Origin of the sequence: Devosia indica (assembly GCF_003056405.1) — a bacterium.
GTDB classification, from domain to species: Bacteria; Pseudomonadota; Alphaproteobacteria; order Rhizobiales; family Devosiaceae; genus Devosia; species Devosia indica.
Genome location: NZ_PYVZ01000004.1, coordinates 98065 through 123139 on the forward strand (window position 1 = coordinate 98065; position 25075 = coordinate 123139).

The window sequence follows — 25075 nt, forward strand, 5'->3', positions numbered from 1 at the left end:
GCCTCAGTTCTGCGGCGGACCGTACAACGTCGCTTCAGCCACGCGAAGGGCGTCGCGATTGGGCGCGACATCATGGACGCGGAAAATGTGTCCGCCGCGCTCATAGCCCTGAACGGTAGTGGCCAGGGTTCCTGCGAGCCGTTCGGATGGCTGGTTGTCGAGCAATTTGCCGATCATCGATTTGCGCGAGGTGCCGATCAGCATGGCGTTGCTCGGGAATGCCTGAGTCAGATCAGTGATTTGGCGCAGGATGCTGTAGTTCTGAGTCAAGGTCTTGGTGAAGCCGAAGCCAGGATCAAGGATGATGCGAGACGCTTGGATGCCGGCCCGGGCGGCGATGGCCAGGGTGTTGTGGAAGCGGCCGGACATGGCGGGAATGGGATCGGTTTCGGCCGTCCAGTCGCGATCCCAATGCATGGCGATGACCGGGGCATCGAAGAGGGCCGCAATCTCGGCCATTTCCGGGGCGCCCAACAGGCCATTGACGTCGTTGATCATGTCGGCGCCTGCCTCAAGCGCCTGATGGGCGACGAGTGGCTTCATGGTGTCGATCGAAATCGGTGTGGCAATGCCGGCAGCGCGGATGGCGTCGATGACAGGCAGAACCCGGTCGAGTTCCTCCTGCACACCCACCGGTTCCGCGCCGGGGCGGGTGCTTTCCCCGCCAATATCGAGGATGTCGGCGCCCTCGGCCAGCATTTGACGGGCATGGGCAAGGGCTGTGTCGACATGGTCATGCTGGCCGCCATCGGAGAAGCTGTCTGGCGTGACGTTGAGAATGCCCATGACAAGGGCACGTTGGCCGAGGACCAGCGGCGGACGATTGCGGAGGGAGATGGTGTGGGTCGTGTGCATGAGCTGGCCTCGGATCTATGTAGCCTCTAACCGATTCCACGACAGGCCGGGGTAGAAACTGGATAGAGGGGAACACCATGTTTCCTGAAGATCAGGTACACGCTTGGCCAATCCCGCAATCACAGGATAGTCGAGGTCTCGGCATGGGGGATAGACACAAGTGCCTGTGCCGAACGCCTCATCCGTGACGCCGGGCCTCCAGCGCCGATTTCACAACCAATGTCACCACAGCGATAAGTGTCAGGGTCGAGGCAGCGGCGAAGGCGCCGGTAACGTTGAAGTCGTTGAATAGAAGGTTGATCTGCAAGGGCAGGGTGTTGGTCTGGCCACGAATGGCACCCGAGACCACCGAGACGGCGCCAAACTCGCCCATGACCCGGGCATTGGTCAGCACGGCGCCATAGACCATGGCCCAAGAGATATTGGGCAGGGTAACGAACCAGAACATCTGCCAGCCATTGGCGCCGAGCGAGAGGGCGGCTTCCTCGTCCTCGGTGCCTTGCTGGCTCATCAGCGGGATGAGTTCCCGGGCCGCGATTGGGGCCGTGACGAACAGGCTGACCAGCACGATGGCCAGGGGGGTGAACATCACCTGCAGATTGTTGGCCTGGAGCAAGGGTCCGAGCATGCCCTGGCCGCCATAGAGGAACAGATAGACTACACCGGCGACGATCGGGCTCATCGAGGCGGGCAGTTCGATAATGGAAATGAGCAATTGCCGGCCGCGAAAGCGGAACCGGGTGACCAGCCAGGCCAGGGCGGCACCCACCACGATATTGACCGGCACAACGATGAGGGCGGTGAGCACGGTCAGCCAGATAGCGTGGAGCGTGTTGGGCTCAAGGATATTGGCGACATAAACGCCAAGGCCCTCGCGCAGCGCGAAGGCGAAGATCAGGGCCAGAGGAACCACCAGCACGAAGATCGCCAGGATGATGGCGAGGGTGATCAGGGCGATTTCTGCCGGGGAGCGCTTGGCCATGGTCATGCGCTCCGGTCCACATAGCGGGTCTGCCAGGCCGAGAGGGCGTTGGTGGCAACCAGGGTGAGGAAGGCGACGAGGAGGAGGACGAAGGCCAGGGCGGCGGCGGCCTCGTAATTGTATTCATCCAGCCGGATATAGATGAGCAGGGAGACGATTTCGGTGACGCCGGGGATATTGCCCGCAATGAAGACGACAGCGCCGAACTCGCCCAGCGAACGGGCAAAGGAGAGCACACAGCCGCCGATAAAGGCGGGCATGATGGTGGGCCAGACAATCCGGGTGAAGACCTGCCAGCGATTGGCACCCAGCGTCTCTGCAGCCGATTCAAGGCTTTGGTCGACTTCTTCGAGCACGGGCTGAACCGAGCGGACGACGAAAGGGATTGAGGTGAAGGCCATGGCCAGCACGATGCCCAACTGGGTGTAGTTCACCTTGAGCCCGTTGGGCTCGAGCAATTGGCCGTACCAGCCTGTCTCGGCGAACAGGGTCACGAGCACCAGGCCTGCCACCGCGGTCGGCAGGGCAAAGGGCAGGTCGACCAGGGCGTCGAGAATGCGGCGGCCAGGAAAGCGATAGCGGGTCAGCACCCAGGCGAGCAGCAGGCCGACCGTGCCATTGATCAGCGTGGCATAGAAGGCCGAGGAAAAGGTGATCTGATAGGCGGCAATGGCGCGGCGGGAGGAGATGATGCGCCAGAATTCGGGCAGGCCCATGCCGGCCACCTTGAGCAGCATGGCGGCGATGGGCAGCAGGATGATGAGCGTGATGTAGAAGAGCGAGACGCCCATGGTCAGCCCGAAACCGGGCAGCAGGTGTTTGCTGTGCTTGCGTGCCATGTGCGTTCCCCCAAACGGCAGGCGACGCGGTCATGCCGCGTCGCCAGAGGTCAGATCTAGGCCAGTGTCACTGGTTCACGAAGACCTGGTCGAGCAGGCCGCCTTCGGCGAAGTGTTCTTCGGAGACCTTGGCCCAGCCGCCGAATTCGTCGTCGACATTGACCAGGCGCACATCGGGGAAACGGTCGGCGAAATCGGCGGCGACGGCTTCGTTGTTGACGCGGTGGTTGCGACCGGCGGCGATGCGCTGGCCTTCCTCGGAATAGAGGAAATCGAGATAGGCCTGGGCCAGGTCGCGGCTGCCGCGATTGTCCACCACCTTGTCAACGATGGCGACCGGGAACTCGGCCAGCAGGCTGACCGAAGGCACTACGGCCTCGTACTTGTCGGCGCCAAGCAGGTTCACCGCGCTCAGCACTTCGGCCTCGAAGGTGATCAGCACATCGCCCAGGCCACGCTCGGCAAAGGCGGTGGTGGCGCCGCGCCCGCCTGTCTCGAAGACCGGCACGTTGAGGAAAACCTTGGTGAGGAAATCGGCCACCTGGGCCTGATCGCCGCTGAATTCCTCATTGGCCCAGGCGCGGGCGGCCAGATAGGTGTAGCGCGCATTGCCTGACGTCTTGGGATTGGGGAAGATCACCGAGACGTCGTCGCGGGCCAGGTCGCTCCAGTCCGTGATATTCTTGGGGTTTCCGGCGCGCACGAGAAAGGCGGGCAGCGAATAGAAGGGCGAGGCGCTGTTGGGGAACTCGCTCTGCCAGTCCTCGGAAACAAAGCCGCCTTCGACGAGCTTTTCGATATCGGTGACCTGATTGAAGGTTACCACATCGGCGGGCAGACCTTCGAGAATGGCGCGGGCCTGGGTCGAGGTGCCGGCATGGGACTGGTTGACGGTGACGGTCACGCCATTGGCAGCTTCATAGGCCGGAATGAAGGCGGCGTTCTCTTCTTCAAAAATCTCGCGGGCGATGTCGTAGGAGGCGTTGAGCAAGTCGGTGGGCTGGGCCAGGGCCGGTGTGGCGACAAGGGCCAGGGCCGCGGCGGCAGAGAGGAAAAGCTTGGTCATCGGACTCAATATCCATCGGTTCAGTCGAGTTGCCGATGTTGATGCGATGGCCTTGAATGCGTCGTAAAGCGCTAAATGCTTGCGTCGGATGAGTAATTTACGGTCATGCGGATCGCCGGCAAAGACATTGCGCGAGCCCGGCATTCAATGACATTTCGTTCCTGAGGGAAAGTGCCGGCCCGGATGGGGCCGGCATCGGTGCTTACTTGGCGACGGCGCGCCCGATCATGATGATGATGCAGGCGCCGATGAACCCGGCAATGAGATAGCCGATCCAACCACCAAAGGAGATGCCGAGCAGGCCAAAGACCAGGCTGGCCAGGATGGCGCCGACAATGCCGAGAATGACGTTCATCAGAACGCCGCCGCCGGTTTTCATGAACTTGCTGGCCAGCCATCCGGCGATGCCACCAATGATGATGGCTGCAAGCCAACCCACGCCGTCAAAACCCATTTGCTTCCTCCTCGCAGTGAGTCTGCGTATGTGAGGAGGGTGGCACAGTGGGCGGAAAAGGCAAGAAGCGTTCGGCTGGGGGCCAGAGGGTCCGGTCGAAGGAGACGTCCCCGCCGAGCCTTTTGCCGATGGTGTCCGTCTAGCGCGATAGGTCACGCACAGGGCGGACGTGATCCTCGAATGGCACATGGCGTCGCTGAAACGTCGTGCTCTCGTCGATTTGCGGCGCGCTGATCCGGTCCATGCGGAAATGTCGGAAGGCCTGGCGCGATGGATCCCAGCCGACCAGATACCAGAGAGGTGGCAGGATCAGCATGGCCTGCGGCTCGACGGCACGGCTGGTGACCGCCCCTTTGGAGTCTCGGTACCGGAAATGCAGGTGCCGCCTTTGCAGGAAAGCCGATTCGAAAGCGGAGAGCAGGGCGGGGTCCATTGTGCCCATATCCGAGATATCGACCTGCGGCGAAAGCTGCCCGACATACAGACACTCCAGAAACCGGCGCAGGTCGCGTAGTTTGTCAGCCGGCAGGGCGCGCTCGATCTTGGCAAGGCCGGCATCGGCGAGCGCTGAAAAAGGCAGGTTTCCTGCGGCGCGCATGGAGGCAACGCTGATGAGCAGCGCAAAGACTTCGGCCACCGAAAGCCGTGCTGTGGTCTGAACCGACTGCGGATCGAGTTGCAGACCGCCGCCGCGACCGGGTTCGGAATGGATGACAAAGCCGGCATCGCGGAGCGCGCTGATATCCCGCAAGACCGTGCGCCTGGACGCGCCAACCGCCTCCGCCAAGTCAGCGAGCGTCGACGTGCCGGTTCGGCGAAGGCTGCGCACAATGGCGTCTTGTCTGAGGCGAGCATTCATCCTGAGATGCTGGCCGTTAAAGGTGTCAAAATTTGGCACCATTCGCCGTTAGGCAGCGCTCGTAGCTGTCAGAAAGGCGAACAAGCAATGTCCAATTCGATCAACTTTCCCGAGCCCAAGATGGTCCGGGTCAATGGGGTGGAACTCGAGGTCTTCGAGGCAGGCCAGGAAAACAGGGGGAAACCGATTGTGCTCTGTCACGGCTGGCCGGAGCATGCCTATTCCTGGCGGCACCAGGTACCCGCGCTTGTTGCGGCGGGTTATCACGTCATTGTTCCGAACCAGCGTGGCTATGGCAATTCATCGCGTCCGGGAGACGTAACGGCCTATGACATCGAACATCTCGCGGGGGATCTCGTCGCGCTGCTGGATCACTATGGCTATGACGATGCCACTTTCATGGGCCATGACTGGGGGGCAATGGTGGTCTGGGGGCTGACCCTGTTACATCCGGGCCGGGTCAACAGGGTGATCAATCTGAGCCTGCCGTACCAGGAGCGCGGGGAACAGCCCTGGATCACCTTCATGGAGGCCATTTTGGGCGGCGACTTCTATTTCGTCCACTTCAATCGGCAGCCAGGCGTGGCGGACGCTGTGTTGGAGAAGAACACTTCCCGGTTCCTCGGAAACCTCTACCGGAAAAACGTGCCGCCTGCAGAGCCGGAGCCGGGCATGGTGATGATCAATTTGGCGCGGGCGGAAATGCCGTTGGGCGAGCCGGTGATGAGCGAGAATGAGCTGGCGGTCTTTGTCTCGGCCTTTGAGACGTCAGGCTTCACCGGCAGCATCAACTGGTACCGGAACCTGGACCGCAACTGGCACCTGTTGGCGGACGTGGATCCGATCATCCACCAGCCGACGCTCATGATCTATGGCAATCGCGACGCGGTCGCAAAAGCTCCGAACCTCAAGAAATTTGTGCCCAATGTTGAGGTGCTCAGTTTCGATTGTGGTCACTGGATTCAGCAAGAAATGCCGGAAGAAACCAACCAGGCTGTGCTCGATTGGCTGGATCGGCAGGGCGCCGCGTAGTTCACTCGCCAGTTCGGGAACAAGACACGGGCGCCTGCCAGGTCTGGTGGCGTCCGCTTCCCGCTCCCGTGCCCCTTAAAACGGCCACACCACCATCAGCGCCGGGACTCCCACCAGGACCACCAGGAAGGATAGCGGCAGGCCGAGGCGCCAGTAGTCGCCGAAGCGATAGCCGCCGGGGGCCATGACCAGGGTATTGCATTGGTGGCCGATGGGGGTGAGGAAGTCACAGCCGGCCCCAATGGCAACGGCCATCAGGAAAGCTTCGGGGCTGTAGCCGAGACCGGTGGCAAAGGCCGCCGCGATAGGGGCCATGACCAGAACGGTGGCGGCATTGTTGAGGAAGGGTGTGACGGCCATGGCGGCGACCATGATCAGCGCCAGGGCGCCCCAGCCGGGCAGGGTGGCGGCGGTGGTGGTGAGCAGGGCGGCGACGAGGTCGGTGCCGCCAGTCAATTGCAGGCTCTCGGACACAGGGATCAGGCAGGCCAGCATGACCAGGATGGGCCCGTCGATCTGGTTATAGACATCGCGCAGGGGCAGGGCACCGGTCAGGATCATCAAGGCAGCGGCCGCGAAAAACCCGGGCGCAACCGGCACCAGGCCGAGGGCGGTAGCGGCCATGGCGACCAGCAGGATGGACAGGGGTAGCAGGCCATTGCGGACGCTGCCCAGTTTGAGGCCGCGTTCGATCAGGGGCAGGATATCCCATTCGCGCAGCAATTCGGGAATGCGCTTGAGGTGGCCCTGGATCAGGATCACATCGCCATTCTGGAAGCGGATTTCGCCCAGGCGTTTGGTGAAGCGCTGATCGCGGCGGGAGATGGCTATCAGGTTGAGGCCCGTGCGGTCGAACAGCGTCAATTCCTGTGCGCTGGCTCCGATCAGCCCCGAACTTTCGCCGATAATGGCCTCGATGACCCCGATATTGCCACTGTCGCGGGAAGCCGCCCCACGCCGCTCGGCAAAAGAGAGGCCGGTCTGGCTGACCATCTTGTCGAGGGCTTCGGGGTCACCCTCGATGAGCAGGATGTCACCGGCCTTGAGGGTTGCATCGGGCAAAGGCGTGCGGCGGCGGCCCGAGGCGCTGACGATCCCGGTGACCATGGCGGCGCCGTCGGCGGCCGATTGCAGATCGCCCACGGTCTTGCCGATGGCCGAGCTCTCGGGCAGCACATGGGCCTCGGTGGTGTAGTTCTTGATCTCGATGGCCTTGTCCATGCCGCTGTCTTCGCGGCGGCGCTCTGGCAAAAGCCAGTAGAAGAAAGCCAGAAAGACGATGCCGACCGCGGCCAGAATGGCGCCGACGGGAGTGAAATCGAACATGGTAAAGGCGGTGCCGGTCAGTTCCTGGCGGACACCGGAGACGATGATGTTGGGCGAGGTGCCGATCTGGGTCATCAACCCGCCCAGCAGCGAGCCGAAGGCCATGGGCATGAGGAACATGGAGGGGGAGACGCTGGAGCGCCGCGCCATCTGGAAGGCGATCGGCATCATGATGGCCAGCGCCCCGATGTTCTTCACGAAAGCGGAGAGCACGGTGACGATGGTGACCAGCACGATCAATTGCACCCGAGGGCTGCTCATGCGCGGAACGTGGCGCCGGATCAGGATTTCCATGATGCCGGAGCGCGCCACGGCCGCGCTGACGACGAGGGCGCTGCCGACAATGATGACGATGTCATTGGAAAAGCCGACAAAGGCGCGCTCAAACGGCACAATGCCGACCAGCAGTCCGACAAGAAGGGCGCAGACGGCCACCAGATCATAGCGCCAGCGGCCCATGATGAAGGCGACCATCATGCCCGCAATGATCAGAAATGCGAGCACTTGCGGGATTGTCATGGGCCACTCCGGTTCCGAACGGTCATAACGCAGGAGGCGGTATGAAAGTCGCACGCAGGGGGCTTTATAGACCAGGCTGGCTTGCCGCCGCGAGGGGGGTATGGAAAACTTGGTGCTCCGGGAGGACTTGATGACGACATTGCATACGACGCTTGGGCCGCTGACGCGGGACCAACTGGGACTGATTCTGCCACACGAACATGTTTTTGTGGATTTGCGGACGCCCGATCAGCCAGGCTATGCCAAGGCTGATGCCAAGGACGTGGTGGCGCTGATGGCGCCGCAGATCGAGTCCATCAAGGCGCAGGGCGTGACGGCGCTGATCGAATGTTCCACCGGCGGGGTGAGGTTGCGCGTGGATCTGGACCTGGCATTGTCGCAGGCCACCGGATTTCCCATCGCCGTGCCGACCGGCAATTATCGCGAGCCATGGATTCCCGATTGGGTCGCTGCGGCAAGCGAAGCGGAGCTTGAGGCCTGGATGGTAGGGCATCTGACCACCGGCGTCGATGACACCGGGGTTGTGGCCGCATGGATCAAGGTGAGCGCGGGCGATGACGGAATCACCCCCATGGAAACCAAGATTCTGCGCGCGGCAGCACGGGCTTCGGCGCAGACCGGGGCGCTGATCGGCTCGCATACGATCAAGGGCCGGGTGGTAATGGATCAGCTCGACATCGTCGAGGCGGAGGGTGGATCAGCCAACCGCTTCCTGTCCATCCATACCCAGGCCGAGCCGGATTTCGAGCTCAATCGCGCGGTGGCGGCGCGCGGCGTCTGGATCGAATATGACCATGTCGGACGCGATCCGGATGAGGAGGTGCTGGCGCTGGTGCTGAAAGCGCTGGAGGCGGGGCTGGAGGAACAGTTGCTGCTCAGCCATGACCTGGGGTGGTACGATCCGGCCAAGCCCGGTGGCGGCACGCCCAGGCCCTATACGCATCTGGTCGAGCATTTTCTGCCCAAGCTGCGCGCGGCGGGTGTGAGCGAAGCGACCATCACGCGGCTGACGCATGACAACCCTTTCGATGCGTTTGCGCGGTAGCGCGATGGACGCCCTCGCCCTTCGAGGCCGCTTCGCGGCTCCTCAGGATGAGGGCTGACGCGAGCGCGGTATCTCGGTAGCCCTCATGGTGAGGTGCGAAGCCTCGAACCACGAGGGCGTCCTGCCGTGGTGAAGCTCAGCCCTTCGCGGGTATCGCGAACAGGTCGTATTCGTCATTGTCGGTGACGGTGACCTGGACGATGTCGCCGATCTTGATGCCGTCTGCCTGGTCGACGATGACCTGGCCGTCGATTTCCGGGGCGTCCCATTTGGAGCGGGCGATGACCCGGTTCTGCTCGGGGCGGACATCGTCGACGATGACGTCGATGGTACGGCCAACTTTTTTCTGGAGCTGGCCGAAGGAAACGTTCTGCGCCACTTCCATCAACTGGGCGAAGCGCTCTTCCATGACCTCGTCGGGCACCACGCCTTCGATCTCATTGGCGGTGGCGCCGGTGACGGGCTCATATTTGAAGCAGCCGGCGCGGTCTATCTCGGCTTCCTCGATGAAGTCGAGCATCATTTCGAAATCTTCCTCGGTCTCGCCGGGGAAGCCGACGATGAAATTGGAGCGCACGGTGAGGTCGGGAACCTGGCGCTTCCAGTCGAGGATGCGGTTGAGCGTCTTTTCCTGATGCGCCGGGCGGCGCATGGCTTTCAGCACCTTGGGAGAAGCGTGCTGGAAGGGAATGTCGAGATAGGGCAGGACGAGGCCTTCGGCCATCAGTTCCATGATCTGGTCGACATGGGGGTAGGGATAAACATAGTGCAGGCGTACCCAGGCACCGAGTTCACCCAGCTCCTTGGCCAGGTCGTAGAACTTGGCCTTGACCTCACGGCCGCGATATTTGCTGGCGGCATATTTGATGTCGAGGCCATAGGCGCTGGTGTCCTGCGAGATGACCAGCAATTCCTTGACGCCGGAGCGGATCAGGCCTTCGGCTTCTGACAGAATACCGGCGGCGGGACGCGAGGCCAGATCGCCGCGGATCTGCGGAATGATGCAGAACGAGCAGCGATTGTTGCAGCCTTCGGAAATCTTGAGATAGGCATAGTGGCGCGGCGTCAGCTTGAGGCCGCTTTCCGGCACCAGGTCGACGAATTTGTTGGGCACGGGCGGCACATGGTCATGCACCGCGTTGACGACGCTTTCGTACTGGTGCGGGCCGGTGATGGCGAGGACGCTGGGATGGGTCTCGCGGATCAGGTTTTCCTCGACGCCCAGGCAACCGGTAACGATGACGCGACCGTTTTCATTGAGCGCTTCGCCAATGGCTTCAAGGCTTTCCTGCTTGGCACTGTCGAGGAAGCCGCAGGTATTGACCAGAACGACGTCGGCCCCGGCATAGTCGCGGCTGAACGAATAACCCTGCGCCCGCAGGGTGGTCATAATACGCTCGCTGTCGACGAGAGCCTTGGGGCAGCCGAGGCTGACGAGCCCGATTTTGGGCGCCTGAGTCATGCGCGTCACATTGTCCGGTGCTGGATAGGATGGCGCGTCATACAGAATGTTTGACGGTTACGCAATGTGACCGTCCCGCAAAGACCGGTAAGCTGCCCTGCAGAGAATGACGAACACGTGAACGTGACTGTTTGTGAAGAGTGAACAGCGCGTGCGCTGATTGCCGGGTTTTGCCTGATCCGCCCATGGGTTAGGCGTCATATCCGTTTTTCGCGCCGGCTCGGCGCAGCTTCAAGGAATGTTTCATGACCGACCGTCTCTCTGCCTATACGCCCCAGGCGCTGTCCGTGCTGCGCATCGTCGCCGCACTGCTCTTCCTCGCTCACGGCACGCAGAAACTGATGGGCTTTCCGGCCGCCGAGTTTGCGCCGCCCATGTTCTCGATCTTCTGGTTTGCCGGCGTGATCGAAATCATCACCGGCGTTCTGATCGGTATCGGCCTGTTTACCCGTCCGGCTGCCTTCATCGCCTCGGGCACCATGGCCTTCGCCTATTGGATGGCGCATGCACCGTCCAACTTCTTTCCCACCAATAATGGTGGCGACGCGGCCATTCTGTTCTGCTTCGTGTTCCTGTTCCTGGTGTTCGCCGGTCCGGGCCGCTGGGCCGTGAACGGGAAGTAAGGGCCCTTCGGTCGTCCATGCTCTGACCTTCGAAGGCCGCTCGAATGAGCGGCCTTTTTGCGCTCAGGTGACCGATTTGGGCGGCGTGCGCTTGGCGGTGCGGCGGGGCTTGTGGGTCTCGCCGGGCTTGGTCGCCGGTTCGCGGGGCGCTTCTTCGGAGGGCTTGACCTGCGGCAGCGGCTCGGTGGCCGGGGTGATGTATTCATCAGCCTCGGCAAAGTCGCGTTCATCACCTTCCTCTGCCAGATCGCGGATCGCGTCGCGCACCTCGTCGAGCAGGGATGCGGAGAAACGCGAGCGCTGCACCGTGTCGCCGGTGGCCTCCTGGCTCTTGAACCAGACCAGCAGCGCCTCGCAGCCAATGCGCAGGCCGACCAGCGAGAGCAGGCCGAACACGGCAATCTCAAGCAGGCCCCAGAGGCCGTCGCCAAAACTGGTGCCGAAGCGGAAGAAGAAATGGCTAATGGCCCAGAGCAGGATGGCGGCCAGGCCCAGGGCATAGAAGATCGGTACCAGGCGGGGTGAGAGGATTGCATCGAGCCGGAACAGGGTCTGGCGCGTCAGCAGGCGCTTCAAGTCATCCAAAGTCATGGCAGGCTCCTAGAATCCCTCGTCTATTGCGCAAGTTGGTCGGATGGTGCCGCTATGGCAAGGCTGGTGGGGCCAAAAATCGATTCAAAGCGGCCGCGCAGCACCGAATCGACCTCGGCCATCGAGACCAGAGCGCCCAGATCCTCAAATGAGGTCACGCCTTGATCGGTGATGCCGCAGGGCACGATGCCGTCATAATGGGAGAGATCGGGCGCGACATTGAGCGAAATGCCGTGAAAGGTGACCCATTTGCGCACCCGCACACCAATGGCCGCGATCTTGTCCTCGCGGGCCAGGCCTTTTTCCGGGCGCGGTACCCAGACGCCGACGCGGCCCTCGCGACGCTCGCCGGAGATATTGTGCGCGGCCAGCGTGTCGATGACCCATTGCTCAAGACCCTGCACCAGGCAGCGGATGTCGCGGCCGCGTTTGGTCAGGTCCAGCATGACATAGGCCACGCGCTGGCCCGGGCCGTGATAGGTGAATTGCCCGCCGCGGCCGGCCGGATAGACTGGAAAGCGCGGATTGAGGAGATCTTCAGGGCGGGCCGAGGTGCCCGCGGTATAGAGCGGGGGATGCTCGAGCAGCCAGACGGCCTCGGGCGCCGCGCCGGCGGCGATGGCGGCCACCCTCTCATCCATCATGGTGAGGGCTGCCTCATAGCCCAGCGGGCGCTCGAAGATGCGCCATTCGACCGGCCTTGCGTCGTCGCGGTGCAGTTTCGCGCCGATTTGGCACGTTTCATTTACGTTTGTTAAGACTTCCATAACCAGCTCTGGCTGACCCTCATGGGCAAACGAATCCTTGGCGCTGCGGCGTCGGACCCGGGACTGCACCTTATCTATGAACACCCTGGACAATATTGAAGTCGATATCACGGTCGAGCTGGGCGCGACCACCATGCCGATTCACCATATGCTGCGCATGGGCCGTGGGGCGGTGATCGAACTGGACGCCACAGAGCACGATCCCTTGCGCATCTATGCCAACAGCACGCTGGTGGCCAAGGGCGAGGTGAATGTGGAAGAGGGGCACCTGCGGGTGTTTGTCACCGAGAAGGTGCTGCGCTTCGGCTAAGGCCTGCGCATCGGAATAGGGCCTTGATGCTCTTTGCACAGGGACGCGAAAATCTCCGATTATCCGCTTGTGGGAATGCAACAGCTTTGCTACACCCCCACTCGCTTCGGGGCCGCAGGCGCCAAAGCTTCTACCACACTGTGCGGTCGTGGCGGAATTGGTAGACGCGCAGCGTTGAGGTCGCTGTGCCGCAAGGCGTGGAAGTTCGAGTCTTCTCGACCGCACCAGTCCCTTAGGGCCACTTCATCGTTTTAGAGAACGATGAAGTGGCCCTAAGCGTTTCTTGCCCCTCTCAGAGCCTATGCAGGCGCACCGGGCTGCCTTTGGCGCGGGCGATGACCTTTTTTGATTCCAGGTCCAGGTGAACTGCCTTGAGCCACCAGCCGGCCTTGTCGCCGCCCGGGAAGAGATCCGGGGAGAGGTGCGGCAGCAGTGCTTCCTTGGCCTCGGCGACGGTCAAGCCCGGCGGTTCGGTGGGCAGGATGGCCATCAGCGCGTCGTGCATGGCCATATATTTGGCGCGGTCCACCCGTTCGCTGTGGTCGGGGTGGTTCACATTGCCGATGGTGATCTTGTCGCCGGCGTCAGGCATTGATCTTCTCCTCGATGGTGATCCTGGGGGATTTGAAGCCCATGGCGATCCATTCGCCGAGCAGCCTTGCGTAAAAGCCGGCGGTTGTCATGGTTCCGGCGGGCAGGGAATCGTCGAGCGTCACGCCGTCTGGAACATCGCCGGTCTGGGTGCGGATCTGCGGGGTAGGCCGCAGGGACTCTGGCCAGAGGCCGGTAAAAAAGCTGACCCAGTGACCGCCTTCGAACTCCAGAAAGACAGGGGTGTTGCAGCAGGTGGTGAGGACCCGGCGCGTTGGCGCGGTGTCGCTGAGCCGAAATTCGGCGAGATTGGCTGTCCCGTCAGGGAAGCCAATCCGATCCTTGCGGTAGAGCGCATAGGGCACACCGCCATTTCCGGCGGCGATAGGAAAGGCCGGGGGCAGGATCGACAAACGCTGCGCGGCGCTGCGGCAGGACCTGCAATGACATTCCGATGCGCTGAACGGATCTCCGATCAGTTCGAGGTGGAACTGGCCGCAGTCGCAGCTCAGCGTCGTGGTCGTTTTTGGCATGGTGGGTTGGTCCCTTCTGCGTCTGGCTCTTTCCGGTGCCACATGCGGTCCAATTGAACCAGACCATCGGCTCCGGGTGTCGTCGTCGCAACGTCCAGCAAGGCGCTGGTGTGTCGATTCTTTCCCGTTGCTCTGACCACGACGAGAGGGCGCAGGCCATTTCGACATGGTGACGAGATGAAAATGATTTGCGGGAGCGAGGGCGATTGTGCGTTCAAACGAACTTTTTGCCCATCAATGTGAACCGTCATCCAAGCGTCATCAAAGCTTCAAGTGAACGTCAAGCAAGCTCAATAGAGGGGACGGGCAGGTCGGTGCCCGAGGGCGGACGGCCTGTGCGCCGAGCCTTTCGGTTTGTTTCGTATTGTTTCGAACATTCGGGCCGGTGCTCACACACACAATACAGGTCTGGCTGGAGCCGGGCGGCCCGATGCGGTCGCACCGGCCCATTGGGAGACAACCATGAAGACTCTGAACCGCGTGGGCCTTGCTGCCCTTTCGCTGATGCTTTCCACCTCCGTGGCTTTTGCGCAAACCGAAGTGACCTGGTGGCACGCCATGGGTGGCGAGCTGGGCGAAAAGCTCGAAGAAATCGTGGCCGGCTACAATGCCAGCCAGTCCGACTATGTCGTGACCCCGGTCTATAAGGGCTCCTATGCCGAAACCATGACCGCTGCCATTGCCGCCTTCCGCGCTGGCGAGCAGCCCGAAATCGTGCAGGTGTTCGAAGTCGGCACCGGCACCATGATGGCCGCCAAGGGCGCCGTCTACCCCGTTTATCAGCTCATGGCCGACATGGGCGCCGATTTTGACCCGAGCGCATTCCTGCCGACCGTTGTGGGCTACTACACCGACACCGAAGGCAATATGCTTTCGATGCCGTTCAACTCCTCCACCCCGATCATGTACTACAACAAGGACGTGTTCGCGGCCGCTGGTCTTGATCCTGAAATGCCGCCCAAGACCTGGGAAGAGCTGGAAGCCTTCTCGCGCCAGATCATGGAATCGGGCGCTGCCACCTGTGGTTTCACCTCCGGCTGGATCTCCTGGGCACAGCTTGAAAACTTCTCGGCCTGGCACAACCAGCCGATCGGCACGCTGGAAAACGGCTTTGGCGGTCTGGATACCGAATTCGTCGTCAATGGCCCGCTCCAGGCCAAGCACTGGGAAAACCTCAAGAACTGGCAGGATGAAGGCGTCTTCCAGTATGGTGGCCCGGGCGGCGGTGCGGATGCTCCGTCCAAGTTCTACACCGGCGAATGCGCCATCTACATGAACTCCTCGGCCTCGCGTGCCGGCGTTCTGGCCAATGCCGAAGGCTTTGAAGTCGGCTTCGGCATGCTGCCGCACTATGAAGAAGTCGAGCCGCAGAACTCGATCATCGGCGGCGCGACCCTGTGGGTCCTGCAGGGCGCCGACGAAGCCCAGTATCAGGGCGTTGCGGATTTCTTCTCTTACCTCTCCTCGGCTGAGGTTCAGGCTGATTGGCACCAGTTCTCGGGCTATCTGCCAATCACCCAGGCTGCCTACGAGCTGGGTCAGGAGCAGGGCTATTACGAAGCCAATCCGGGTTCGGACGTGGCCATCAAGCAGATGACCCTGAACGCCCCGACCGAAAACTCCAAGGGCCTGCGTTTCGGCAACTACGTCCAGATCCGTGACGTGATCGACCAGGAATTCCAGGCTCTGCTGACCGGCGACAAGTCGGCCCAGCAGGCGCTCGACGATCTGGTCAGCCGCGGCAACCAGATGCTGCGCGACTTCCAGGCTGCCAATCAGTAAGGCGGACTGACACTACCGGGCGGTGGCAGCTTGTCTGCCCCGCCCATTCGTCTTTTTCGGAGTAGCTGTTCTCGGCGCTTCCGCGGATCGGGTCGATGGATACCAAACGCACAATCTTTCCCTCGCAGGGCCTGCCATATCTCCTGGTAGCGCCGCAGTTGATCATTACGATCATCTTTTTCATCTGGCCGGCCGGACAGGCGGTCAAATCGTCTTTCGAGCGGGAAGATCCGTTCGGGCTTTCGACCAGTTTCGTGGGCCTGCTGCATTATCTGCGCCTGTTCCAGGAGCCTGACTATCTGGCCTCGGTTGGCCGTACGGCCCTGTTTGCCCTGGCGGTCACGATCATCTCGATGGGCCTGGCGCTGGTGCTGGCAGTGGCGGTGAACCGGCTGATCCGCGCGGGCACGGCCTATTCGACCATGCTGCTCTGGCCCTATGCGGTCTCGCCCGTGGTGGCCGGCATATTGTGGTGGTTCATCTTCAATTCCTCGACCGGCATCCTGCCCTATATGCTCGAATTCTTCGGGCTGGACTGGAACCACCAGCTCAATGGCACGCATGCGATGATCCTGATCATCGTTGCGGCGAGCTGGAAGCAGATTTCCTATAACTTCCTGTTTTTCCTGGCCGGACTGCAGTCCGTGCCGCAATCGCTCAATGAAGCGGCGGCCATCGACGGGGCAGGGCCATTCAAGCGCTTCTGGACCATCGTGTTTCCGCTGCTCTCGCCGACCACGTTCTTCCTGATGATCGTCAATCTCAACTACACCATGTTCGACACCTTTGGCGTGATCGACGCGACCACAGCGGGCGGCCCGAACCAGGCCACCAATACGCTGGTCTACAAGGTCTATACCGACGGCTATCTGGGCCTGAACCTGGGCTCCAGCTCGGCCCAGTCGGTCATTCTCATGCTCTTCGTCATCGTGCTCACCGTGATCCAGTTCCGCTATGTGGAACGCCGGGTCCAGTATTAGGAGGGCGGGTCAATGGTCGAAAATCGTCCCTGGCTGACATTTCTCACCCATTTCGTGCTGATCTGCGGCGTAGTGATCGTGGTGTTCCCGGTCTATATCGCGCTCATTGCCTCGACCCATGGTCCCACGGCGCTTTCGTCAGGCATGATGCCGCTGCTGCCCGGTGCCGAGTTGTGGAACAATGTGGTGCAGGTGCTGACCGAAGAGCGCCGCGGCGTCGCGCCGTTCTGGCTGATGGCCTGGAACTCGCTCTGGATGGCGATCATCATCACGGTGGGCAAGATCGCCATTTCCATCATCTCTGCCTATGCCATTGTCTATTTCCGGTTTCCCGGACGAGTGCTGGCGTTCTGGCTGATCTTCATCACGCTGATGCTGCCCGTCGAAGTGCGTATCATCCCCACCTTCGCGGTGGTGGCGAACCTGGGCATGCTCAATTCCTATCTCGGCCTGACCATTCCGCTGATCGCCTCGGCGACGGCAACGTTCCTGTTCCGCCAGTTCTTCATGACGGTGCCTGATGAAATGATGGAAGCGGCGCGCGTCGACGGGGCCGGTCCGATCAAATTCTTCCGCGATATCCTGTTGCCGCTCTCGCGGACCAATATCGCGGCGCTCTGTGTCATCCTCTTCATCTATGGCTGGATGCAGTATCTGTGGCCGCTGCTGGTGACCACCGACCCGAAATACTACACATTGATGATGGGCGTGAAACGCATGGCCGCCGTGGCCGACGCCGATCCGCAATGGAACACCATCATGGCGGCCGTGGTCATGGCCATGCTGCCGCCGGTCCTCATTGTCATCTTCATGCAGCGCCTGTTCGTTAAAGGCCTGGTCGAAACGGAGAAGTAAGAAAAATGGCAAGTATCGATCTCAAGGGCGTTCGCAAGGTCTATCAGGGCAATGTCACGGCCATCCATGCGCTGGATCTTTCGATCGCCGATGGCGAACTGGTTGTGCTGGTCGGGCCGTCAGGCTGCGGCAAGTCCACCCTGCTGCGCATGATTGCCGGGCTCGAAACCATCACCGATGGCACGATTTCCATCGGCGACGACGTGGTCAACAAGAAGGAGCCGGCCGAGCGCGACATCGCCATGGTGTTCCAGAACTACGCGCTTTACCCGCATATGAGCGTGCGTCAGAACCTGGAATATGGCCTGAAGAACCGGGGCACGCCGCGTGACGAAATTGATCGCCGCGTCAATGAGGCGGCCCGGATCCTGGAAATCACGCCATTCCTGGATCGCAAGCCGCGCCAGCTTTCGGGTGGCCAGCGCCAGCGCGTGGCCATGGGCCGGGCGATTGTGCGCCAGCCCAAGGCATTCCTGTTTGATGAACCGCTGTCGAACCTGGACGCCAAGCTGCGCGGGCAGATGCGCATCGAAATCCGCCGTCTGCAGCGTTCGCTCAAGACCACCAGTGTCTATGTGACCCATGACCAGCTCGAAGCCATGACCCTGGCCGACCGGCTGGTGGTGATGAATGGCGGGCGGATCGAGCAGGTCGGCAAGCCGATCGAGCTGTATGACAAGCCGGCCTCCCTGTTCGTGGCCGGCTTCATCGGCTCGCCGCCGATGAACCTGCTGCCCATTGCGGCGCTGCAGGCGATCGCGGGCGGCACCATGCCCAGCCTGCCGGCGGGCACGGACATAGTCGGTATTCGTCCCGACCAGGTGGTTGTCGGGTCCGGCGAGGGCATTGCGCTTTCCGGAACGGTCGAGCTGATCGAACCGGTGGGCGGCGAAAGCCATCTCTACGTCCGGGTCGAGGGCCTCGATCAGACGCTGATCCTGGTGCAGCAGGGCCGCGCCAGTGTCGGCGAAGCCGACAAGGTCGACTTCGTGCTGCCGCTGGCGGCGCTGCATGGCTTCAACAAGGAAAGCGGGCTGCGGGTGGACTGACCACTGGCGTCCGGCTAACGGAAATTTTTCAAGCCGCCCCTGGCCAGCAGCCGGGGGCGGTTTCGTCTTTTTGGCGCGGCGCTAATCGACATATTTGCGCAGATTGTCCGGCGCGACATATTCCCAGGCATCATGCAGGCGCAAGGAGAGCTCCTCGTCATCGATCCTGTCGAGATGGACCAAGACGATGTTCTGGCCAATCTGCTGATCGGTCTCGAAATAGACTTTTGGCGAGATGTCCATGAGCAGCACTTTCTGGTGCCGGGGGCAGGCCAGCGCGAGCACGGTTTCGTCTTGCAATTCTGCCAGGGTCGCATCCGCAACCAGCAGGGCCGGGGAGGCGCCGCTTGATCGGGACACACCGGGCAGGCCGCGTTGATCGACAAGCTGGACAATTCGGGCAAAGGCGCGTTCGAGGTCTCTGGCTTCGGTCATTCGCGCATCGTCTCCGCAATTGCTGAAAAAGCCTCGCTTGCACTCTGGCGCATCACAGGGTGATTGGCTACAGCTTTACTTGCCCCTGAAACCCCCAGAAACACAAAGGGCTCCCGATGAGCGAAGAATTTGATCCGGCGCCCGGTTTCGACACCGGGAATGACAGCAATGTGTTCCGCGATGCGGACGGCCGGATCAGTGCGCTCTGGCTTGAGCGGCTGCGCGCCTTTCTGGAGGCGGGCAGAAATGACGATGTCGCGCTGGTCATGGAGCCGCTGCATCATTCCGAGGTCGGCGACGTGCTCGAGCAGCTCTATGCTGCCGAGCGCCTGGCGCTGGTCCACGCGCTGGGCGAGAAGTTCGATTTCTCGGCCCTGACCGAGGTGGATGAGAGCATCCGCCTCGAAATCATGGAAGCCCTGCCCAATGCGGCGATTGCCCGCGGCGTGGCCGAACTCGACAATGACGACGCGGTCTATCTGCTGGAGGACCTCGAACAGGTCGACCGCGACGAAATCCTTTCGGCGCTGCCGACTTTCGAGCGGCTGACGCTGAAGCGGAGCCTCGATTTTCCCGAGGATTCGGCCGGACGCCGGATGCAGACCGATTTCATCGCCATTCCACCGTTCTGGACGGTGGGGCAGGTGATCGACTATCTGCGCTCCGAAAAGGACCTGCCGGACGAGTTCTACCAGCTCTATGTGGTCGATGCGTCCTATACCGTGCTGGGCACCCTGCCGCTGGACAAGTTCCTGCGCACGCCACGCGCGACCAAGATCGACAGCATCATGAATACCAATTTCGTGCTGGTGAATGCTGAAGAAGACCAGGAAGAGGCGGCGCGCAGCTTCGAGCGCTACGATCTTGTCGAAGTCGGTGTCGTGGATGAGAGCGGCCGGCTGGTCGGCGTCTTGACCATCGACGACATTGTCGACGTGATCCAGGAAGAAGCGGAAGAAGACATTCGCCTGATGGCCGGCGTGGGCGATGAGGACGTGTCCGACACGACCCTTGATACGGTGAAGAGCCGCGTGCCCTGGCTGGTGGTCAATCTGGTCACCGCCGTGCTGGTGTCCCTGGTCATCGGGCTGTTCAACGCCACGATCGAACAGATGGTGGCGCTAGCCGTGCTGATGCCCATCGTTGCCTCGATGGGGGGCAATGCCGGGGCGCAGACCATGACTGTGACGGTGCGGGCCCTGGCGATGCGCGAACTGGATGGCGGGCGCCTGAGACGCCTGATCCGCCGCGAAATGGTGGTGGGCGTGGTCAATGGGGTGATCTTTGCCGTGCTGATCGGCATCGTCACGGCGTTCCGCTATGGCGATGTGCAGCTTGGAATCGTCATCGGGCTGGCCATGGTCATCAACATGATCGTGGCCGGGACGTTCGGAATTCTTATTCCGCTGACCCTGGACAAGCTCAAGGCCGACCCGGCCATCGCCTCGGCGGTGTTTGTCACTACAATCACCGATGTCATTGGTTTCTTTGCGTTTTTGGGAATCGCGGGGCTCTGGTTCGGCCTGTTCTGACACCGAAGTGTCATTTTCCACAGGGCCGGAGTGTTGCAGTTTGGTCGCTTGCTTCCCATCTGCGACACGGCTAACGATTCATTACCGACCCAACCCGGTCGGTGTGGACGACTGACAAGGAGCGATCTATGCGCAGTCAAACCAAGACCTCAGCCTGGCAGACGATGAGCTGGGCGCTGGTATGCCTCGTCTCTGTGGGGCTGGTTTTCTCCGTGGTTGCTAGCGTCTAGAAGGGACGTTGGAGTTATTCACTGGCAAAGAGTTTAGGGGAGGGCGCCCGGCCACTGGGCGCCCTTCTTCTTTGATGGGCTTGGTGAGCGCTCCGCTTGCTTGACTGCTGCGGGTTCGAACCGCAAAACGTTGCGCTCCTGTGTGTGAGGACATTCGATGAAGCTCTTGATCGGGAATCGTAATTACTCGACCTGGTCGCTGCGGCCCTGGCTGGTGCTGCGGCATTTCGAAATTCCGTTCGAGGATGAAGTGCTGCAATTGTCCGGGCCCGGCTGGCGGGAAAACCTTGCCGCGCGGTCTCCGACAGCCAAGGTGCCGGTGTTGTTCGACGGCGAGCTGGTGGTGCCCGAAACCATCGCCATCATCGAATATCTGGCCGACAGCTTTCCGGACAAGGCGATCTGGCCACGCGACCGCGCCGAACGTGCGCTGGCCCGCGCGGCCGCGGCGGAAATGCATGCCGGGTTCGGCGCCTTGCGCAATCACGCACCGATGAATTTGCGCGCCAGCCATCCGGGCAAGGTCGATCTTGATGCCGTGCGTAAGGATCTCCATCGCGTGGAGACGCTGTGGGGTGATTTGCTGGCGCGTTCGGATGGGCCATATCTGTTCGGTGCGTTCTCCGCCGCTGACGCCATGTTTGCGCCGCTGGCGACGCGATTGCGCACCTATGAACTTCCCGTCTCGGATGTGGCCCAATGCTATGTCGAGGCGATCTATGCGCTGCCGGCCTTTCAGGACTGGCGGGCGCTGGCCCTGCAGGAACCCTGGATCGTGGATGATGACGAGATCGACGTCATCCAGGGCCGCGTGGCGCCGGGGACGCTGGCATGATCCATATGGTCAAGCTCTGCGTTGGCGTTTCCAGCGTGGAGGAATTGGAGAGCTACCGGGACCAGCGCGCCCATTGGTGGGGCGCGGACTATGGCGAGGACGTGCATGTGCATCGCACACGCATGATGCCCAAGCGTAGCGCCGAAATGGAGGGGCAGGGCTCGATCTACTGGGTGATGTCTGGCGCGATTTGCTGCCGGCAGCCCATCCTGCGGCTGGCGCCCTATACCGATGCCGAGGGCAAGGATTTTTGCGACATCATCATGTCGCCGGACATTATCCGCACCGTGCCTTACCCCAAACGCCCGTTCCAGGGCTGGCGCTATCTGCGCGTCGAAGATGCGCCGCCGGACCTGGAGGCGGGGGCAAATGAGAACTCAGCCGAGATTGCGGCTGAGTTGGCCCGCATGGGGTTGATTTAGGGACCGGAAAGTCCGCGTTTGTGAAATCACCCCACCCTTAATCCCTCCCCTTGAGGGGGATTAAGGGTGGGGTGACCACCAGGTGGGAACCCGGCTACTCCGCCGCTTTGGTCTCGTAATGCGGGCGGCGTTCCATGACTTGCTTCAAATAAATGCCGGTATGCGAGCGCGGGTTATCCGCGACGGCTTCGGGCGTACCGATGGCCACGATCTCGCCGCCGCCATCGCCGCCTTCCGGGCCGAGATCGATGATCCAGTCGGCGGTCTTGATGACTTCCAGGTTGTGTTCGATGACCACGACCGTATTGCCGCCCTCGACCAGCTCGTGCAGCACTTCAAGCAGCTTGGCGACATCATGGAAATGCAGGCCGGTGGTCGGCTCGTCGAGCATGTAGAGCGTGCGGCCGGTGGCGCGCTTCGAAAGCTCCTTGGAGAGTTTTACACGCTGGGCCTCGCCGCCCGAGAGGGTCGTGGCAGGCTGGCCGATCTTCACATAGCCCAGGCCGACGCGTTGGAGGGTGGCGAACTTGTCGCGAATGGTCGGGACCGCCGAGAAGAACTCGACGCCCTCGTCGATCGTCATGTCGAGCACGTCGGAGATCGACTTGCCCTTGAACTGGACCTCCAGCGTCTCGCGGTTGTAGCGCTTGCCCTTGCAGACGTCGCAGGTGACATAGACATCGGGCAGGAAGTGCATCTCGATCTTGAGAACGCCGTCGCCCTCGCATTTCTCGCAGCGGCCGCCCTTGACGTTGAAGCTGAAGCGGCCCGGGCCATAGCCGCGGGTCTTGGCTTCGGGCAGCCCTGCAAACCATTCGCGCAGCGGGGTGAAGGCGCCGGTATAGGTGGCCGGGTTGGAACGCGGGGTGCGGCCGATGGGTGACTGGTCGATGTCGATGACCTTGTCGAGAAATTCAAGGCCAGTCAGGCTTTCATGCGGGGCGGGGACGACGCGGGCACCGTTCAGCCGCCGGGCGATGGCCTGGTACATGGTGTCGATCATCAGTGTCGACTTGCCGCCGCCCGAAACCCCGGTGATGGCAACGAACATGCCGAGCGGCACATCCACCGACACATTCTTGAGATTGTTGCCGGTGGCGCCCTTGATCGACAGTGCCTTGCCCTTCCTGCCCTCGCGGCGCTCGGCCGGCAGGGGGATGCCCATGCGGCCCGAGAGATATTTGCCGGTCAGGGAATCGGGGTGGTTGAGAATATCCTGGGGCGAGCCCTCGGCCACGATGCGTCCGCCATTGACGCCGGCGCCGGGGCCGATATCGAGCACATAGTCAGCGGTGAGGATCGCGTCCTCATCATGTTCGACCACGATGACGGTATTGCCCAGGTCGCGCAGGCGCTGCAGCGTTTCGAGCAGGCGTGAATTGTCGCGCTGATGCAGGCCGATGGAGGGCTCGTCGAGCACGTAAAGCACGCCGGTCAGGCCCGAGCCGATCTGGCTGGCCAGGCGGATGCGCTGGCTCTCGCCGCCTGACAGGGTGCCGGAATTGCGCGACATGGAGAGATATTCCAGGCCCACATCGTTGAGGAATTTCAGGCGCTCGCGGATTTCCTTGAGGATGCGTTCGCCGATCTGGCTCTGGGTGGGCGTGAGCTTGGCCGAAAGCTCGTTGAACCACTGGCTGGCATTGCGAATGGACATTTCGCTGACCTTGCCGACATGCAGGCCATCGATCTTGACCGCCAGCGCCTCGGGCTTGAGCCGATAGCCGCCACAGGCCACGCAGGGCTTGGCCGACATGTATTTCTCGATCTCCTCGCGCATGCCGGCGCTCTCGGTTTCCCGGTAGCGGCGCTCGAGATTGCCGATCACCCCTTCGAAGGGCTTGGTCGTCTTGTATTGCCGCAGGCCATCGTCATAGACGAAATTGATCGGGGTCTTGTCGGTGCCATAGAGCACGGCATGCTGAACGTCGAAGGGCAGCTCGTTCCAGGCGGTGCCGGTCGAAGCCCCGAAATGCTTCACCACGGCCTGAAGGGTCTGCTGGTAATAGGGAGCGCTGGTTTTGGACCAGGGCAGGATGGCGCCGTCGCGCAGCGACAGGGTGGCGTCCGGCACGATCTGGTCGGGGTCGATCTTCTGTTCCGTCCCCAGGCCATCGCAGACCGGGCAGGCGCCAAAGGGATTGTTGAACGAGAACAGCCGCGGCTCGATTTCGGCGATGGTGAAGCCGGAGACCGGGCAGGCGAATTTTTCCGAAAAGGTGATGCGGCGTGGATCGCCATTATCGTCTTTCTCATCGGCGAATTCGACCAGCGCAATGCCATCGGCCAACTTCAGCGCAGTCTCGAAGCTTTCGGCCAGGCGGCCCATAATATCTTTCGATACAACAAGGCGATCGACGACGACTTCAATGTCATGCTTGAACTTCTTGTCGAGCGCCGGGGCGTCCTCGATCTCGTGATACTCGCCGTCGATTTTGACGCGCTGGAAGCCCTTGCGCATCAGGTCGGCCAACTCCTTCTTGAACTCGCCCTTGCGGCCGCGCGCGATCGGGGCCAGCAAATAGAGGCGGGTGCCTTCGGGCAGTTCAAGCGTGCGATCGACCATCTGGGAGACGGTCTGGCTCTCGATGGGCAGGCCGGTGGCGGGCGAATAGGGCACGCCAACGCGCGCGTAGAGCAGGCGCAGATAGTCGTAGATTTCGGTGACGGTGCCGACCGTGGAGCGCGGATTGCGGCTGGTGGTCTTCTGTTCGATGGAAATGGCGGGCGAAAGCCCCTCGATGTGCTCGACATCGGGCTTCTGCATCATTTCCAGGAACTGGCGCGCATAGGCCGAGAGGCTCTCCACATAGCGGCGCTGCCCTTCGGCATAGATGGTGTCGAAGGCCAGGGACGACTTGCCCGAGCCGCTGAGCCCGGTCATCACGATCAGGCTGTCGCGCGGCAGCTTGACGTCGATACCCTTGAGATTGTGCTCGCGGGCGCCGCGCACAATGATTTCGCGGTTCAGGCTGGGCTTTTCGGTCATATCGGGTCCATAGCAAGTCGCGCCGGCGGTGGGAGGGGGCGGCGAAGGCCAAGAAATAGGCCTTCGTGATGCTGCCCGCAAGTCAACTCGGCCGCTCAAGGTTTTGTGAACG

25 protein-coding genes and 1 tRNA gene are annotated in these 25075 nt (G+C 61.8%); 12 read left to right on the forward strand and 14 right to left on the reverse strand.

The features are described 5' to 3' along the window. Positions 1 to 3: 3 nt before the first annotated feature. The 6 genes from folP to DDE76_RS05385 all read right to left on the reverse strand — a co-directional run bounded on the left by folP (position 4) and on the right by DDE76_RS05385 (position 4983). Positions 4 to 855 (reverse strand): dihydropteroate synthase, encoded by an 852-nt coding sequence (gene folP, locus DDE76_RS05360; RefSeq protein ID WP_104894206.1) that lies wholly within the window; start codon positions 853 to 855, stop codon positions 4 to 6. A gap of 178 nt (positions 856 to 1033) precedes the next feature. Beyond that, a complete protein-coding gene (gene cysW / locus DDE76_RS05365) occupies positions 1034 to 1837 on the reverse strand; it encodes a sulfate ABC transporter permease subunit CysW (protein ID WP_245891807.1) in 804 nt (267 codons plus the stop codon). Between the two features lie 2 nt (positions 1838 to 1839). Continuing rightward, positions 1840 to 2676 carry a sulfate ABC transporter permease subunit CysT gene (cysT, locus tag DDE76_RS05370; protein WP_104894208.1) on the reverse strand — a complete coding sequence of 279 codons (837 nt, stop codon included), beginning with the start codon at positions 2674 to 2676 and terminating at the stop codon, positions 1840 to 1842. A 67-nt stretch (positions 2677 to 2743) separates the two neighbouring features. Continuing rightward, on the reverse strand, positions 2744 to 3742 hold the full coding sequence (locus DDE76_RS05375; RefSeq protein WP_104894209.1) for a sulfate ABC transporter substrate-binding protein: 999 nt from the start codon (positions 3740 to 3742) through the stop codon (positions 2744 to 2746). A 202-nt stretch (positions 3743 to 3944) separates the two neighbouring features. Then, complete coding sequence (locus DDE76_RS05380; RefSeq protein WP_104894210.1) at positions 3945 to 4196, reverse strand: GlsB/YeaQ/YmgE family stress response membrane protein; 252 nt, start codon at positions 4194 to 4196, stop codon at positions 3945 to 3947. Between the two features lie 139 nt (positions 4197 to 4335). Then, positions 4336 to 4983 carry a helix-turn-helix transcriptional regulator gene (locus DDE76_RS05385; RefSeq protein WP_245891808.1) on the reverse strand — a complete coding sequence of 216 codons (648 nt, stop codon included), beginning with the start codon at positions 4981 to 4983 and terminating at the stop codon, positions 4336 to 4338. Here DDE76_RS05385 and DDE76_RS05390 point away from each other — a divergent pair. Next, positions 4903 to 6087 carry an alpha/beta fold hydrolase gene (locus DDE76_RS05390; RefSeq protein ID WP_245891809.1) on the forward strand — a complete coding sequence of 395 codons (1185 nt, stop codon included), beginning with the start codon at positions 4903 to 4905 and terminating at the stop codon, positions 6085 to 6087. The two genes, DDE76_RS05385 and DDE76_RS05390, sit on opposite strands and share 81 nt — an antisense overlap. 75 nt (positions 6088 to 6162) lie before the next feature. Here the strand turns inward: DDE76_RS05390 and DDE76_RS05395 are convergent, their stop codons facing one another. Beyond that, positions 6163 to 7932, reverse strand: coding sequence for an SLC13 family permease (locus DDE76_RS05395; RefSeq protein ID WP_104894212.1), 1770 nt, complete (start codon positions 7930 to 7932; stop codon positions 6163 to 6165). A gap of 130 nt (positions 7933 to 8062) precedes the next feature. On the opposite strand from DDE76_RS05395, the gene DDE76_RS05400 reads away from it, so the two are divergent. Next, entirely contained in the window at positions 8063 to 8977 is a 915-nt protein-coding gene (locus tag DDE76_RS05400) for a phosphotriesterase family protein (protein ID WP_104895019.1), read from the forward strand. Between the two features lie 136 nt (positions 8978 to 9113). On the opposite strand, the gene rimO is transcribed toward DDE76_RS05400, so the two are convergent. Next, positions 9114 to 10439 (reverse strand): 30S ribosomal protein S12 methylthiotransferase RimO, encoded by a 1326-nt coding sequence (gene rimO / locus DDE76_RS05405; protein ID WP_104894213.1) that lies wholly within the window; start codon positions 10437 to 10439, stop codon positions 9114 to 9116. A gap of 245 nt (positions 10440 to 10684) precedes the next feature. Here rimO and DDE76_RS05410 point away from each other — a divergent pair, with 245 nt between their 5' ends. Continuing rightward, positions 10685 to 11062 carry a DoxX family protein gene (locus DDE76_RS05410; protein ID WP_104894214.1) on the forward strand — a complete coding sequence of 126 codons (378 nt, stop codon included), beginning with the start codon at positions 10685 to 10687 and terminating at the stop codon, positions 11060 to 11062. Between the two features lie 63 nt (positions 11063 to 11125). Here DDE76_RS05410 and DDE76_RS05415 read toward each other — a convergent pair whose 3' ends face one another. Further along, entirely contained in the window at positions 11126 to 11653 is a 528-nt protein-coding gene (locus tag DDE76_RS05415; protein ID WP_104894215.1) for a DUF4282 domain-containing protein, read from the reverse strand. 23 nt (positions 11654 to 11676) lie between these two features. Further along, the gene (gene lipB, locus DDE76_RS05420) at positions 11677 to 12420 is read right to left on the reverse strand and encodes a lipoyl(octanoyl) transferase LipB (RefSeq protein ID WP_104895020.1); all 744 of its coding nucleotides are present in this window, start codon (positions 12418 to 12420) and stop codon (positions 11677 to 11679) included. A 76-nt stretch (positions 12421 to 12496) separates the two neighbouring features. On the opposite strand from lipB, the gene DDE76_RS05425 reads away from it, so the two are divergent. Both DDE76_RS05425 and DDE76_RS05430 read left to right on the forward strand, forming a co-directional pair. Continuing rightward, positions 12497 to 12730, forward strand: a complete 234-nt coding sequence (locus DDE76_RS05425; protein WP_104894216.1) for a FliM/FliN family flagellar motor switch protein — start codon at positions 12497 to 12499, stop codon at positions 12728 to 12730. A gap of 142 nt (positions 12731 to 12872) precedes the next feature. Next, positions 12873 to 12957: transfer RNA gene (locus DDE76_RS05430), tRNA-Leu, on the forward strand. A 65-nt stretch (positions 12958 to 13022) separates the two neighbouring features. Here DDE76_RS05430 and DDE76_RS05435 read toward each other — a convergent pair. Together DDE76_RS05435 and DDE76_RS05440 are read right to left on the reverse strand one after the other, a co-directional pair. Continuing rightward, a complete protein-coding gene (locus DDE76_RS05435; RefSeq protein ID WP_104894217.1) occupies positions 13023 to 13322 on the reverse strand; it encodes a DUF6958 family protein in 300 nt (99 codons plus the stop codon). After that, the gene (locus DDE76_RS05440; RefSeq protein ID WP_104894218.1) at positions 13315 to 13854 is read right to left on the reverse strand and encodes a GFA family protein; all 540 of its coding nucleotides are present in this window, start codon (positions 13852 to 13854) and stop codon (positions 13315 to 13317) included. Before DDE76_RS05440 ends, DDE76_RS05435 begins: the two co-directional genes overlap by 8 nt. Positions 13855 to 14316: 462 nt before the next feature. Here DDE76_RS05440 and ugpB point away from each other — a divergent pair, with 462 nt between their 5' ends. From ugpB to DDE76_RS05460, 4 genes are all read left to right on the forward strand, one after another. Then, positions 14317 to 15636 (forward strand): sn-glycerol-3-phosphate ABC transporter substrate-binding protein UgpB, encoded by a 1320-nt coding sequence (gene ugpB, locus DDE76_RS05445; protein WP_104894219.1) that lies wholly within the window; start codon positions 14317 to 14319, stop codon positions 15634 to 15636. Positions 15637 to 15731: 95 nt separating this feature from the next. Further along, positions 15732 to 16616, forward strand: a complete 885-nt coding sequence (gene ugpA / locus DDE76_RS05450) for a sn-glycerol-3-phosphate ABC transporter permease UgpA (RefSeq protein WP_104894220.1) — start codon at positions 15732 to 15734, stop codon at positions 16614 to 16616. Positions 16617 to 16628: 12 nt separating this feature from the next. After that, the gene (gene ugpE / locus DDE76_RS05455; RefSeq protein ID WP_104894221.1) at positions 16629 to 17471 is read left to right on the forward strand and encodes a sn-glycerol-3-phosphate ABC transporter permease UgpE; all 843 of its coding nucleotides are present in this window, start codon (positions 16629 to 16631) and stop codon (positions 17469 to 17471) included. Between the two features lie 5 nt (positions 17472 to 17476). Then, positions 17477 to 18520 carry a sn-glycerol-3-phosphate import ATP-binding protein UgpC gene (locus tag DDE76_RS05460; RefSeq protein WP_104894222.1) on the forward strand — a complete coding sequence of 348 codons (1044 nt, stop codon included), beginning with the start codon at positions 17477 to 17479 and terminating at the stop codon, positions 18518 to 18520. An 81-nt stretch (positions 18521 to 18601) separates the two neighbouring features. On the opposite strand, the gene DDE76_RS05465 is transcribed toward DDE76_RS05460, so the two are convergent. Next, positions 18602 to 18955, reverse strand: a complete 354-nt coding sequence (locus DDE76_RS05465; protein ID WP_104894223.1) for a hypothetical protein — start codon at positions 18953 to 18955, stop codon at positions 18602 to 18604. Between the two features lie 116 nt (positions 18956 to 19071). Here DDE76_RS05465 and mgtE point away from each other — a divergent pair, with 116 nt between their 5' ends. The 3 genes from mgtE (at position 19072) to DDE76_RS05480 (ending at position 21974) form a co-directional block, all read left to right on the forward strand. Beyond that, complete coding sequence (gene mgtE / locus DDE76_RS05470; protein ID WP_104894224.1) at positions 19072 to 20487, forward strand: magnesium transporter; 1416 nt, start codon at positions 19072 to 19074, stop codon at positions 20485 to 20487. Between the two features lie 387 nt (positions 20488 to 20874). Then, positions 20875 to 21552: a glutathione S-transferase family protein gene (locus DDE76_RS05475; RefSeq protein ID WP_104894225.1), complete on the forward strand. Its 678-nt coding sequence runs from the start codon at positions 20875 to 20877 to the stop codon at positions 21550 to 21552. Further along, on the forward strand, positions 21549 to 21974 hold the full coding sequence (locus DDE76_RS05480) for a DUF1489 family protein (protein ID WP_245891810.1): 426 nt from the start codon (positions 21549 to 21551) through the stop codon (positions 21972 to 21974). The genes DDE76_RS05475 and DDE76_RS05480 overlap by 4 nt, the downstream gene beginning before the upstream one ends. 94 nt (positions 21975 to 22068) lie before the next feature. Here the strand turns inward: DDE76_RS05480 and uvrA are convergent, their stop codons facing one another. Then, entirely contained in the window at positions 22069 to 24963 is a 2895-nt protein-coding gene (uvrA, locus tag DDE76_RS05485) for an excinuclease ABC subunit UvrA (protein ID WP_104894226.1), read from the reverse strand. Positions 24964 to 25075 lie beyond the last annotated feature (112 nt).